17 protein-coding genes are annotated in these 11,323 nt (G+C 63.5%); 13 read left to right on the top strand and 4 right to left on the bottom strand.

The annotated features are described in order from the left end of the window. Positions 1-388 precede the first annotated feature (388 nt). Both ABS772_RS13205 and ABS772_RS13200 read right to left on the bottom strand, forming a co-directional pair. The gene (locus tag ABS772_RS13205; protein ID WP_350395160.1) at positions 389-820 is read right to left on the bottom strand and encodes a helix-turn-helix domain-containing protein; all 432 of its coding nucleotides are present in this window, start codon (positions 818-820) and stop codon (positions 389-391) included. A 12-nt stretch (positions 821-832) separates the two neighbouring features. After that, a complete protein-coding gene (locus ABS772_RS13200) occupies positions 833-1,105 on the bottom strand; it encodes a helix-turn-helix domain-containing protein (RefSeq protein WP_350395165.1) in 273 nt (90 codons plus the stop codon). A 94-nt stretch (positions 1,106-1,199) separates the two neighbouring features. Between ABS772_RS13200 and ABS772_RS13195 the strand changes: the two genes are divergently transcribed. From ABS772_RS13195 to ABS772_RS13145, 11 genes are all read left to right on the top strand, one after another. Then, positions 1,200-1,502 (top strand): hypothetical protein, encoded by a 303-nt coding sequence (locus tag ABS772_RS13195; protein WP_350395158.1) that lies wholly within the window; start codon positions 1,200-1,202, stop codon positions 1,500-1,502. Further along, a complete protein-coding gene (locus tag ABS772_RS13190; protein ID WP_350395155.1) occupies positions 1,502-1,933 on the top strand; it encodes a penicillin-binding protein in 432 nt (143 codons plus the stop codon). Before ABS772_RS13195 ends, ABS772_RS13190 begins: the two co-directional genes overlap by 1 nt. 93 nt (positions 1,934-2,026) lie before the next feature. Next, positions 2,027-2,563: a hypothetical protein gene (locus ABS772_RS13185; RefSeq protein WP_350395153.1), complete on the top strand. Its 537-nt coding sequence runs from the start codon at positions 2,027-2,029 to the stop codon at positions 2,561-2,563. Positions 2,564-2,587: 24 nt separating this feature from the next. Next, positions 2,588-3,682, top strand: a complete 1,095-nt coding sequence (locus ABS772_RS13180; protein WP_350395150.1) for a hypothetical protein — start codon at positions 2,588-2,590, stop codon at positions 3,680-3,682. A 208-nt stretch (positions 3,683-3,890) separates the two neighbouring features. Further along, complete coding sequence (locus ABS772_RS13175) at positions 3,891-5,012, top strand: hypothetical protein (RefSeq protein ID WP_350395147.1); 1,122 nt, start codon at positions 3,891-3,893, stop codon at positions 5,010-5,012. Positions 5,013-5,015: 3 nt separating this feature from the next. Further along, positions 5,016-5,288, top strand: coding sequence for a hypothetical protein (locus tag ABS772_RS13170; protein ID WP_350395145.1), 273 nt, complete (start codon positions 5,016-5,018; stop codon positions 5,286-5,288). Between the two features lie 47 nt (positions 5,289-5,335). Beyond that, the gene (locus ABS772_RS13165; protein ID WP_350395142.1) at positions 5,336-5,641 is read left to right on the top strand and encodes a hypothetical protein; all 306 of its coding nucleotides are present in this window, start codon (positions 5,336-5,338) and stop codon (positions 5,639-5,641) included. A gap of 8 nt (positions 5,642-5,649) precedes the next feature. Then, complete coding sequence (locus ABS772_RS13160) at positions 5,650-5,829, top strand: hypothetical protein (RefSeq protein WP_350395139.1); 180 nt, start codon at positions 5,650-5,652, stop codon at positions 5,827-5,829. Continuing rightward, the gene (locus ABS772_RS13155) at positions 5,829-6,158 is read left to right on the top strand and encodes a hypothetical protein (protein WP_350395137.1); all 330 of its coding nucleotides are present in this window, start codon (positions 5,829-5,831) and stop codon (positions 6,156-6,158) included. The genes ABS772_RS13160 and ABS772_RS13155 overlap by 1 nt, the downstream gene beginning before the upstream one ends. A 114-nt stretch (positions 6,159-6,272) precedes the next feature. Beyond that, the gene (locus tag ABS772_RS13150) at positions 6,273-6,779 is read left to right on the top strand and encodes a splicing factor U2AF large subunit (protein ID WP_350395135.1); all 507 of its coding nucleotides are present in this window, start codon (positions 6,273-6,275) and stop codon (positions 6,777-6,779) included. 81 nt (positions 6,780-6,860) lie between these two features. After that, entirely contained in the window at positions 6,861-7,994 is a 1,134-nt protein-coding gene (locus ABS772_RS13145; RefSeq protein ID WP_350395133.1) for an adenylate/guanylate cyclase domain-containing protein, read from the top strand. A 245-nt stretch (positions 7,995-8,239) separates the two neighbouring features. Here the strand turns inward: ABS772_RS13145 and ABS772_RS13140 are convergent, their stop codons facing one another. Beyond that, positions 8,240-8,797, bottom strand: a complete 558-nt coding sequence (locus tag ABS772_RS13140; RefSeq protein WP_350395131.1) for a dihydrofolate reductase family protein — start codon at positions 8,795-8,797, stop codon at positions 8,240-8,242. A gap of 321 nt (positions 8,798-9,118) precedes the next feature. Here ABS772_RS13140 and ABS772_RS13135 point away from each other — a divergent pair, with 321 nt between their 5' ends. Further along, complete coding sequence (locus ABS772_RS13135; protein ID WP_350395129.1) at positions 9,119-9,907, top strand: EAL domain-containing protein; 789 nt, start codon at positions 9,119-9,121, stop codon at positions 9,905-9,907. A 34-nt stretch (positions 9,908-9,941) separates the two neighbouring features. Here ABS772_RS13135 and ABS772_RS13130 read toward each other — a convergent pair whose 3' ends face one another. Further along, positions 9,942-10,370 (bottom strand): PAS domain-containing protein, encoded by a 429-nt coding sequence (locus ABS772_RS13130; RefSeq protein ID WP_350395163.1) that lies wholly within the window; start codon positions 10,368-10,370, stop codon positions 9,942-9,944. 263 nt (positions 10,371-10,633) lie between these two features. On the opposite strand from ABS772_RS13130, the gene ABS772_RS13125 reads away from it, so the two are divergent. After that, on the top strand, positions 10,634-11,086 hold the full coding sequence (locus ABS772_RS13125) for a BLUF domain-containing protein (protein WP_350395127.1): 453 nt from the start codon (positions 10,634-10,636) through the stop codon (positions 11,084-11,086). Positions 11,087-11,323: the final 237 nt, after the last annotated feature.

Genomic DNA, 11,323 nt, shown 5'->3' with positions numbered 1-11,323 from the left:
TGTATGATGCGGAAGTAGAATTTTCTACGACTAGCGCAGCTTCCGGTGCCGCTTCGGGCCGGTCCCGAGTTTTTCAACAAAATCGGTCGAAAGCGGCGGTCGATGAGTTGCAGGCTACCGTCGGCCTGACGTCAGGCCAAAATGGGCGCACAGGGAAAGGATTAAGCGGAATGTGGAAGCCGGCCTCATCCGCAGGATTGTCGGCCGCTGAATAGGAGTAACGGGGGAGTTCGAGGGGTTGGGATCAGCGGCTGATCGGAAGGGGCCTGAAGCAGCACGATCTCTTCCGCTCAATTATCTCCGCCAATCCGGCGCCCACTTTCGTTCGAGGCGCTCTACCTCGTCCGAGAGCCGGGCGATGCATCTTTCAACTTTATCCTTGTAGGCGCTATCTCGGTTCGCCGGCCTCGTGAGTGATCACATCGGCGGTGCGGATGCGCAGGAGCCTCCCGCCAGATCGGAACGCCGGCAGGTTGCCTCGCTTGATCATGTTGCGGACGTGATTGGCGCTGCACCGCCAGCGTTTCGCCAGGGTCTCGGGCGTATAGACGTTCGGGTGAGGCTGATCCGCCGTTTCGTGCACCAGTGACGCAGACACTTGGGAACGGCTGCTCCCAGCGGTTGGGAAAGCCTCGAAGGCCGCGTCAAGATGATGCCGATCCCAGACCGCTGCTCCACTTAAGAGACGCGGTTCGGGTAGTTGCCCACTCCGAACCAGGTCATCAAACAGCTCGGCTGGAATGCCGAGATATCGAGCGGCTGCCTCGCGGCAGAGGCCACGCGGCGGATACGAGTACGTGTCTCCCGCCTTGAGCCCCATGCCTGATGCACCTCAGTGCTCCTCGCGGGTGCCGTCAGCACGGTTCCGGAAGCGGATTCCGGCCCCGCCTCCGTTTTCCGGGATGAACTCAAGGCCTGCGTCTTCGAAAGCACGTTGAAGTGCCGCTACTGTAGGGCCATGGGCTGACAGTAGTCCCGGCGATGCTTCTAACCGCTTTATGGTTGGGAGGGACACACCAGACGCTTCAGCCAACTCCTTTTGCTCCCACCGCAACAATGCACGAGCGGCGCGAACCAACTCACTTCTGAGAGGCGATTTTGCCATTAAATGATGCCTGAGGGATAAAAGTGATACCTGAGGCATTGACAATGCCCGAGGGTTCATATGATACTCCAGGCATCGAAAAGGGGCAACTTCGATGTCCATCCGCCGCTCCCTCTCCTGGTCCACCGCCATTCAGGACCTCCGCAACGATCGCCAGCAGGTTCCGGCCGGCTTCCTCGGCGCTCGTGGCCGCATCGAGGTTGCTGCCCGCCTTGGCAAGGTCGTGCTGGTCAAGGCCGATGTCAGCTTCAACCGTGCCGGCATCATGGCCGCTGCGACCGCCGCCGCGAAGGATCACCAGCGCGTCTACGGCTCGACCTGGGCCGCCGCGATGTCTGTCTCCCTTAAAGCTGCGTGGCAGGCCGCCCGCACCACCCGCGCCAAGGTCGCGCACTGATGCCGACCCGCCGCACCGCCATCGCCACGGCGCTCGCCCTGATCGCCGCCCCCGCCCTCGGCGCTGTGCCGAGCCCCCTCTTCGTCGCGATCCGCCGCGCCCGTCTGGCTGATGCCGCCCACCGGCAGGCGGCCCGTGACACCCTCGACGTGTTCGGCTCGAACGGTCCCCGTCCGGCCTATTGGCACGCGTATCGGTTCGGCGTGATGGCTGAGCGCTACAGCGCTCGCCGCGCGCTCTACGCCCTGACGCCGGCCACCGCTGACGAGGCGTCCGCCCTGGTCGCCTACTATGCCGAGCGGGCCAGTCTGACGGGCAACCCCGAGACGGCACGGGCCGCACGGCGACGCCTGCGCAAGGTCTTCGCCCGTCCCGGCGCAGCACCGGCCCCCGCTCTGCCGCCCGCGCTGAAGCCGCCGGCGCCTTCCTGATCCCGCATCCGCGCCGAGCCGATCGGCGCCGAAAAGGGACCCACCCCCTCACCACCCGACCCACCACCACGAGCCCTCATCGGAGCCCGAACGATGACGCACGCCCTGAGCTTCCGCACCGACGTTGAAATCGTCCCGTACCACGCCGATCCCATCTTCGCGGCGATCGACCGCCACAGCGAGGCTTGGTCCGTCTTTCAGGTCGCCCCCGAGGGTGGCGCGAGCATTGCCGCCGACGCCGAGACTTTCGACGCGCTCCACGCCCTGCTCGCCACGCCCTGCGCGACCCGCGCCGGCATGCTCTGCTTGATCCGGCACTTGAGATGGTGGCTCACCGAAGAGGCGGTGAACGCCGGGGCCTACGACACCGAAGACGGCCCGAACGCCTGGACCATCGCCGAGGCCCGCGAAGCCGACCTATCCCTCTGCCTCGGCGTGGAGCGGGTGCAGCGCCTCCCGACCGCCCTGCCGTCCGGTCGCCTGATCGCCCCCGTGATCGATCTTCGCCCGGTCGCCGCCTCCACGCCCGTCCGCTTCGCCCGCCTGCTCTCCCGTGCCGGCGATGTCGTGGCGGCCCTCGTCCTCGTCGTCGGCGGCGTCGGCCCGACCGGCCTCGCCACCCTGCTCTGATCTCGCAGCCACGGAGGCCCGCTCATGCGCAACCCGCTCAAGCTCCCGACCTTCCGCCGCAACCCGGACCGGCCGACCCTGAAGGCCCGCGCCGCCAGCCTGAAGGCCGGGCTGTCCCGCCTGATCCAGCGCCCCGCCCAGCACGCCGAGGCCGATCAGGGGCGCCGCTCTGTCATGGTGGCGTCGGTCGCCGCTGCGGTGCCTCTGCCGGCGCTGGCGTACTCACCCGAAGCTCTGGCTGCGGCCGTCCCCGCTCCGGCACTGCTCTCTGGCCCGCACCCCGATCAGGCTCTGCTCGACGCGGAGACGAATCTGTCCCGAGCGCTGGAAGCGCAGCAGGCGGCGAGGCAGGCCGCAAGCCGGGCATGGGGGCTCATTGAAGATGTTCTCCGCGAGTTTCCCGCGCCGTTGGTGCCGTCCGATTGGGAGACCGCCCTTGTGCAGCGGCTCGCGGCAAAGGGGCTCTTGAGCGGCTATGCCGATATGCACCAAGTGCCGCGATGGCAGCGGGCGGAAGACGGTCAGATCTGGCAACAGGTCTGGACGGGAAAGGCCCTGCGCATGGTGATAGAGCACGCCGTCCCGGTGCTCGGCCAAGGCGGTCAGACTCCGCACCGCATCAAGCGCTGGCGCGAGTTGCTGCCGGTCGCGGACATCTTCGACGCGCGGGTGGCCGCTGTCCGAACCCTGTCGGATTACGACCGGCTTCGCGACGCGTCGCACGCCGTCGATGCGGCCGTTCTCGACCTTCGCTTTGCGATCAGCAGGTCAGTCGCCGCGACCGCAGATGGGCTGGCTGTGCATGTCCGACTGCTGATCGCCTCAGATCGGCGCCGGAGGAACACGGAGTTCGAGCCCCTTCTGTTGAGCGCCGCCGCGCTCACCGGGACGGATCTGCGCCTGCCGTACTTCGACGTGCCCGAGTGGGTTGCCGCATGGGAACGCAGCGGCGGGCGCATCGAGCGCATCAAACGGCGATACGGGCGGCCCGAGTGGGGCTTCATCTACCCGAGCTTCGCGGGCGCGAGCGACGACTTCAAGTACGAGGTCCGCCAACTCGGAGAGCAGAGGTCGCAGAACCTCGATGTCATCTCGGATTGGCTCGACGCCAATCGCTGACCAGCCTCGCGGCGGGTCGCCCCTCGCCGCGCTCGTCATCCTGACATTTGGAAGCGCAACCATGCCCTCGCTCAAGCTCCCGCGTCTCGCTCGCGATCCGTCCCGCCCGTCCCTTAAGACCCGTGCAGCCGCGCTCAAGGCTTCGGCCGCTCGCGTTCTGCGCCGCGCCGCACCGGCCCCTCGACCGGCGCCCGGCTCCCCCGAGGCCATGGCGGCATTCCATGCTGCCTGCACCGAGTTCGACCGGCGCACCCGCCTCGGAGATGATGAGGCCCGTCGTCTGCGCATCGGCAACACGCTGACACTCTGGACCACCGACAAGGTGCGCAGCGTCATCGCGGGCGACTTCTCGGGAGCCGTGTCGGGCAACGAGGCCGTCGCGATGGCGGATAGGTCGCGCGCCGAGCTGCAAGAGCTTCTGGTGCTGACCCTGCGCCGGGATCTCTTGTTCGAGGAGGCGTCTCGGGACACCCGGATCAACGAGCACTTCGCGCTCGCATACCCTGGCGAGACCGACCCGTCGCCGGACACCGACGAGGGCGCCGACCCTGCCCTTGCCGCCATCACCGCTCACAAGGCCGCCTATGCCACTTGGCTTCCGTACCTGAAAGCTACGTCGGAGGCGATCCCCGGCACTGAGGGCTACCAGGAGTGCGAGACCGCTGCCGAGGTGCCGCGCACCCGAGAAGGGGAGGCTTACGAGGCGCTGATCGGCACGCCTTCAACGACACTCGCCGGACTCCTCGCCCTGGCCGACTACCTGCCCGGTGCGGTGCTGCGAAATGCCGTTGTCGATGATGACGACGACGGCCTACGCGCGCTCAGCACCGTGTGCTCGGCCATCAACGAGGTTTTCGGCGCGGATGCGGACTTGATCAAGCTCGGGCAGCAGTTTGACGCCCTGCATGCGGCTTGGCGACAGGCCGAAGAGGCTAATCGAGGGCCTGCGGCTCGGTGCAGGGCGGCCATGGATCGCGCCATGGAGCTTAGCGGAGACCGCTTCGAAGCCGCAGCTCGCGCCGCATGGGCGATGCCCGGAGTTACCGGCGCGCACGAGGCGGCAGAGAAAGCTTTCGAAGCCTTGGAGCCGATCTGCGAAGAGATCTTTGCCCGGCCAGCGCTGACCGCGTGCGGGTTTGCCGTGAAGGCGCGATCCCTGATTTGGGTGTTGTGGCCCGGCGGAAAGTACGAACAGGGAGGCTCTTCATCGGTAGACGAGGACTATCACCTCCAGTGCGCGCGCAAGTTCATCGAAAGCGCCTGTGCCGCCGCTGGCGTCGATTGGCGCGGCCAGCCTGTCACCCCCTCCGAGGTCCAGCCGAAAGCCTGATCCGTGCCGAACGTCATCACTTTCCGCCCGCGCCGGCCGGCTCCGTCGATCGCCCGCAGCGACGTGCTCGACGGGCCTGCTCTACGGCTCGAACTTGAACAGGCGGCACAGGCCGCCCTCGACCAAGCCGACCGGCTGATCGCCCTCCTCGACTGCATGGACGGGGAGCCCGACGACGAGGACAGCGGCGACGCTGAACCGTCTCTCGGCGCTCCCGAGGGCCACGACGCTCAGATCGTCTGGCTTCGAGGTTGTGGAGACGATCGCGAAGCCTGAGCCTGGAGGTCTCTGTTGAGGAGACCGCGATGCCTCATCACCGATACGTGCGCGCCGCCGATCTCGTCTCCGAGTTCGGCTTCACCGAGCGCCATTGGGTCAGGCAGGCCGCCGCCGGCCGGGTGCCCGGTGCTCGCCAGCCCTTCAGGGCGCACTCTCCCTGGGTGTTCGATGTCGAAGTCGTGCGCGCGTGGTGGGCCAGCGCAGAGCGCAAACCCGAGCCGAAGCCGACGCATCGCCTTCGCACCACTCCGCTGCACCGCTTCTCCGCCAAACCGCCGGTCAGGCACGACATCAAGAAGCAACTTGCCCGCCTGCTCGCAGAGGGCCGCCCTCCTCCCAAAAAACGATAGGATCACCGATGAAGACCCGCCTGACGATGCGCGCCGCCCTAGCTCTCGGCCGTCCGTCCCTCGCGCGTGGTATCAGCCGGATGCGCCGTACCAGCCGCGACATTCTCAACGGGGCCGGGCACGAAGCCGGCCAGGGCAACGTGCTGACCGCCAAGGTGCTGGTCGCCCTCTACCTCGTGGCGCTCTGATGCCGACCGCCCTGCCTCCGCCGGCCATCGTTCCGTGGCCGAAGCTCCGCCGCGCGATCTGGCTGCGCATCTTGGTCGCCGGGCTGAACGCGCGCATGAAGTGGCTGCCGGCCACCAATCGGCAGGCCGTGGCCGCCGCATGCCAGTGGATCGCCTACTGCGAGGAGATGCACCGGCTGCTCGGCCTGCCAGAGCCGGCACACGTCGCCGAACTGCAGGAGGTGTTCCTGCGTCCGCTACCGGACGGCTCGACTCTCTCCACCCTGCAGGAGATCAGCAATGCGCACGCACGCCCCTTCAGAGGCGCCCGTCACCCTTCAGGAGATTGAGGCGGCGCTGACCTATGTGGCTCCATCGTTGAAAAAACACGGTGACGCTTGCTCGCCGATCCAAAGACGGCTGGAGTGCGATGTCCAGGCCGCCCGCCAGAAGGAGTCGCGTGGATGACTTTCAAGCGCAAATCCGATTGCACTCCCGAGGAATGGGAACGATATCGCGCCGAGCAACGCGAGCGGCAACGCAAATACAGAGCAGGCAAGAAAGGGAAGGAAACGGCCCGTCTTGCTCGACAGAACCGGAGCGATCAATACAAGGCGAATGAGCGCGCTCGTAAGCGCAAATGGATGGCGGATAATCGAGATCGGCAGACGGCCTACAAAGCACAATGGGCTAAGGACAACCCTGATAAGGCAAGCCGTCATCGTAGAAAGCAAAATTGGCGGCGATCCTCGCCGAAGCTGTCTCGACGGAAGACGCTTGAATTGATGGTCGAGCTACGCGCGAAGGCGCCTCGGCATAGCGGCCGGGATGAGATCATAGCGGCGGCAACGATGTTCGTCTTAGAAGGCGACACTATCGAGGCGGCGTTAGCCAAATCGTCGAAAGCGCATAACGCCGACATTAGGATTCAAAAGTCATCAACTAACTTCGAAGAGGCTTATTGGCTATAATGTATATGGTCGTTTTTCTGACATATGTGCTAGTACAACTGGAAGACCGCTTGGGGTCGATAGCTAATTTGGACCCTTCACGTGAATGTGCTGCTCTGCGTGCAGCGCTACCTGAATTTGGTCGAACAATCGGTGTTGGGAGCTTCTGCGCCGCTCGCTTCGGGCGTGAGACGAGCTTCGGTCCAAGGTGGAAGAGCGGGACGCCTGATGCACTCACACAAGTTTGTCGAATTGCTCGTCGTCATCGCGCTGAGCGCAGGAGCAGGAGGCTTGTTTGGTGCGGTCTTCGATCGACCGCTCTGGCCCGCCGTACTTCATGGTCTCACAATCGGTGCGCCCATTCTCCTTTTTGAGCGTGGTTTTCTCCTACCCCAATTGCGGTCCAAGCTCCGGCGCGCGTCCACGCCGACATTCCTGATCCTCTCCCTTATCGGTATGGCGATGGCCGTTGTTGCCGGAAATGCCTTAGCCGAAGGCATGCTCAGAGCGGCAGAGGTTTCCTGGAGCGAACCGGAGGTCTCCGAAGGTATCACTTTGGTCTACTCACTGACGATTGCGGCTCTCCTGATCACGGCGTTCAGAGTTCGCGACCTGATCGGCCCTAAAACTTTGCTCAATCTGCTCCTCGGAAGGTACCACAAACCAATCCGAGAGGCCCGGGTGTTCCTGTTCCTCGATCTTACCGGTTCGACGCGGTTCGCGCGTCAGAACGGAGATAGGAAGGCACTCGCGCTGCTTGGTCGTGTCTTTGCGTTGCTTGCTGGTCCCGTCCGCAGGTCTGGTGGTGAAATCGACGACTACATCGGCGACATGGCCGTGGTGACTTGGCAACTAAAACGCGGCGTTCGCAACGCTGCGGCCGTGCGGTGCCTATATGACTTCCTTGACGAGGTCGAGCGCGACGCCGCGCGATGGCGGCAGGATTTCGGCGAGGTGCCTCGATTTCGGGCCGCCCTTCACTGTGGATCCGTTCTGACCGCCGAGATAGGGCTCGAACGGCATAAGATCACCTACTTTGGTGATGTCATGAACACTACGTCTCGGCTGGAAGGTTTGGCGAAGGAGCTGAACAAAGACGTGGTGCTTTCGACGGAATTACTTGACCGTCTCCAGCCTCTACCTGAAGGCATACAGATGGAAGACCTTGGCATCCGGCACTTGCGCGGTCACGACGAGCCGCTTGCAGTCTCCGCGCTGGTTCGCGGATCATCTTAGGCTAATATGCACAGAGGACGGGACCGAGGAAAAGAAGTGTTCTCCGGCCTCAACGGGTCGGAGCGCCAGCCTCTCTCTCTAGAGCGCCATCCGATCAGATTGCGTCGTAGCCAGCAGCGGTGAGGTGTAAAAATACTCCGGCATGATCCAGCCTTTCCGTAGATCTCGCGGTCCGGTCGATCCCAGTCCTTACCTGGCACGAACATCCAGCACTCGGCCTCATGTTGCATGGGGACTGTGTCGGGTCACGCTTCGCGCCGGTAGTGCATCGCAACCGCGCCGTTCCGGAGCGGCTTCGCCGAGATCAGCTCAAGCCGCCGCGTACTGGGAAGTCCGCCCTGGTACAGGGTCGGGCCGCGGCCAGCGATCCGGGGTTGGACGAGGAGCTTGTACTCATCGATCAGGTCCAGCCGGTCCAACTCGGTCGCGAGTTTGCCGCTGCCGAGGAGCACGCCTGTCGGAGTTGCGTCCTTGAGCCTCTGCACGCCTGCCCGCATGTCGTCGGCGATGTGGTGGCTGTTGGTCCAGGGGAAATCGTTTCGCGTTGACGACACCACGTATTTCGGCTTGGCCTCCAGCTTGACCGCCCACTCGCGGATCGCTGGCACTGCGTCCACGTCCCCGCGAGCGACCGGCGGCCAATAGCCCTCCATCATCTCGTAGGTGATGCGGCCCCAGAGCATCGCCCCGCCGTCGTCCATGAGGCGTGTGAAGTAGGCGTGCGTCTCATCGTCAGCGATGCCTTCCTGATGGTCTACGCAGCCGTCCAGGGTGACGTTGATGCTGAAGGTCAAAAGTCCCATGCGGCGATCCTACGCCATACGCTCAAAAAGGCGCAGGGCTTTTGCTCGCGATCGAGGTTCAACCATCGCTAAGGGTCGGGTGCAGCCGCGAATGTCGCTGTCGGAAAACGTGTGTTTTTTAGGCAGTGTATGACAGATTTTCTGCTGCCAGCGAACATGGAGCAAGTTAATCTAGCGGACTGTTGCGCCGTTAGCTTCACAGTTGCTCCAACAGTCCGAACGGACAGGCTCGGACGCTACGACTATCAAAAGTTGTTCAGACGTTTGGACATATTTCACGCTTGGCATGTAGATCGTATCTGTCATGCAGGAGCTGCAACGATGAGCATAATCGGCTGTCAGGGTTGCAGGAGCGCAGAGCCACTGCCGTTCAGCTTCACAATGGCTTTCCAGCCCATCGTAGATGTCAGCCAAAACAAGGTTTGGGGTTACGAAGCCCTTGTTCGCGGCCTTGAAGGTCAAGGCGCAGGCTGGGTTCTGGGACAGGTCGATGAAGCGAACCGCTACAAGTTCGACCAGGCCTGTCGCGTCCGCGCCATTGAGCTGGCTGGAAGCTTGTTTCAGGACAACGATACGCGGCTTTCGATCAACTTCATGCCTAATGCCGTTTATGAGCCGGCAGCCTGCATCCGCGCGACATTGGACGCCGCTCGCCGGGTAGGATTTGCAAATCGGCAGCTGATGTTTGAGTTTACCGAGAACGAGCGGATGCTCGATGTCGGTCATGTGCAGCGGATCATCACTGAGTACCGCAGGCAGGGCTTCCTAACGGCTCTTGATGACTTCGGTGCAGGGTATGCCGGCCTCAACCTTCTGGCGAGTTTCCAGCCCGATCTGATTAAGCTCGATATGGAGCTGATCCGTGGCATCGCGAACTCGCCAGCCCGGCAGGTCATCGTTGCCGGTGTTGTGACCATGGCACGGGAACTCGGGATCACGATCCTGGCCGAGGGTGTCGAGACGGAGGCCGAACTCATGGCATTGCGCGCAGCCGGCATTCGCCTGTTCCAGGGCTACCTGTTCGCCAAGCCGGCTCTAGCGAGTCTGCCGCAGATCCTACTTCCTGAAACATGCGGCACGGTGACGATCGAAGCGCCCAAAGTGGCCTGAGGCTCGCTGATGCACACGAGGCCGCGCTAACCGTTCAGCAAAACGGGGCAGGCGTGGCCCAAACTGGTCCTACTGCAAAGCACTCGCCACCGACGGGCTGATATCTGCCACCTACCCCTTGGACGGGTCGCCCTCGACGGCGGACCACCTCACGCTCGAACGCGATAAACCCGAGCGGTTCGTCGTTCCTCCCGAGGATCGGTCGCACATCGACTTCGCACAGATAGCACTCCCCGGACTTACGGTAGTTCTCCAGGACGCCATGGAAACGGCGTTCCGCGTGTAATCTGCGCGCGACGAGGCGGGTCAGCTGGCGGTTCGTCGCTGGTCCCTGAAGCATCCGGGGCGAGTTCCCACACACCTCTTCAGCCCTGTAGCCGCTCATGCGCTCAAAGGCCGGATTGGTGTACAGAATGGTTGGCCCTGGCCGCTCCAGATCGATGTCTGTCAGCACGACGGCCATAGCGAGTGGGTCGGCGAAGAGCCTGACGAGGTCGACAAGGGTCACATCTGCCTCCTATGGTGGAGGTGGTAATTCAGAAAGTGTTAAGGGATTATTCCCTTAGAGGTGGGCTGCCATCACCTTACCTCACCGCAAATTCAGAAAGTGTTAGCACCTCGCCGCCAGTTTGGGCTCGTGGTGCATGGATTGAGACCCTCCGTTGGAGCGGTATCATCAAAGATGCCTCACGCCCACGATACCGCAACAGCCAGGGCGCAGAGTCGATGATCCACCAGCTCGTCTATTACAGCCGCAATACCGTGTCGGACAGCGACCGCGCCATGCTCACCAACATGCGTGAGATCCTGTCCGTTTCTCAGCGCAACAACAGCCGCGACGGGATCACGGGCTTCCTGATCTTCGACAAAACCTTTTTCATCCAGATCTTGGAGGGCGAGCGGGCACAAGTTACGGAGACGTACAACCGCATTGCGCGCGACTCGCGGCACTCGACAGCAACGATCATCAACGTGCGCGACGTGCCCGGGCGGCTATTCCCGAACTGGACGATGGGCGGAGCGATGCGCACGCCTGAGGTTCAGGAAGTGTATCTGCGGCATGGGTTCGGTGGAGCGCTGCAGCCGAACCGCCTCAAATCCGATCAGGTTGTCAGCTTGGCGCTGGATCTTCAGGCCTTCGAGGTAAGCCGCAGGCAAGAGCAGAAACTCGCAAGCTGATCCAGAACGTGGGCGCTGGACTGTCAGCGCTAACGGTGTGGAAGTTGCACACCCCTCTAACTTCAAGGGCACGTCACACCCCGCCAGCCCGTGAGCAGATCGGGCGGCGGGGCTGCTCATTGATTGTTAACCATACTGCCCCCATATCAGGAGCATGCCGATCGCGATTCTGTCGCTCGATCGGACGCGGCCACGATGCCGGGACGAGGGTGACGCCGGATGTACGCGCACCGTTGT

Source organism: Methylorubrum podarium, from assembly GCF_040270385.1.
Taxonomy (GTDB): Bacteria; Pseudomonadota; Alphaproteobacteria; order Rhizobiales; family Beijerinckiaceae; genus Methylobacterium; species Methylobacterium podarium.
The sequence above is the reverse complement of the archived record's forward strand: the minus strand, read 5'-3'. Positions and strand labels throughout refer to the sequence as shown.

Coding starts and splice junctions, on each gene's coding strand:
- ABS772_RS13130 (WP_350395163.1), bottom strand. CDS start 10,370: ATGGCCGTCGTGCTGACAGACATCGATCTGGAGCGGCCAGGGCCAACC.
- ABS772_RS13140 (WP_350395131.1), bottom strand. CDS start 8,797: ATGGGACTTTTGACCTTCAGCATCAACGTCACCCTGGACGGCTGCGTA.
- ABS772_RS13180 (WP_350395150.1), top strand. CDS start 2,588: ATGCGCAACCCGCTCAAGCTCCCGACCTTCCGCCGCAACCCGGACCGG.
- ABS772_RS13190 (WP_350395155.1), top strand. CDS start 1,502: ATGCCGACCCGCCGCACCGCCATCGCCACGGCGCTCGCCCTGATCGCC.
- ABS772_RS13175 (WP_350395147.1), top strand. CDS start 3,891: ATGGCGGCATTCCATGCTGCCTGCACCGAGTTCGACCGGCGCACCCGC.
- ABS772_RS13135 (WP_350395129.1), top strand. CDS start 9,119: ATGAGCATAATCGGCTGTCAGGGTTGCAGGAGCGCAGAGCCACTGCCG.
- ABS772_RS13155 (WP_350395137.1), top strand. CDS start 5,829: ATGCCGACCGCCCTGCCTCCGCCGGCCATCGTTCCGTGGCCGAAGCTC.
- ABS772_RS13200 (WP_350395165.1), bottom strand. CDS start 1,105: ATGGCAAAATCGCCTCTCAGAAGTGAGTTGGTTCGCGCCGCTCGTGCA.
- ABS772_RS13205 (WP_350395160.1), bottom strand. CDS start 820: ATGGGGCTCAAGGCGGGAGACACGTACTCGTATCCGCCGCGTGGCCTC.
- ABS772_RS13150 (WP_350395135.1), top strand. CDS start 6,273: ATGACTTTCAAGCGCAAATCCGATTGCACTCCCGAGGAATGGGAACGA.
- ABS772_RS13125 (WP_350395127.1), top strand. CDS start 10,634: ATGATCCACCAGCTCGTCTATTACAGCCGCAATACCGTGTCGGACAGC.
- ABS772_RS13185 (WP_350395153.1), top strand. CDS start 2,027: ATGACGCACGCCCTGAGCTTCCGCACCGACGTTGAAATCGTCCCGTAC.
- ABS772_RS13160 (WP_350395139.1), top strand. CDS start 5,650: ATGAAGACCCGCCTGACGATGCGCGCCGCCCTAGCTCTCGGCCGTCCG.
- ABS772_RS13195 (WP_350395158.1), top strand. CDS start 1,200: ATGTCCATCCGCCGCTCCCTCTCCTGGTCCACCGCCATTCAGGACCTC.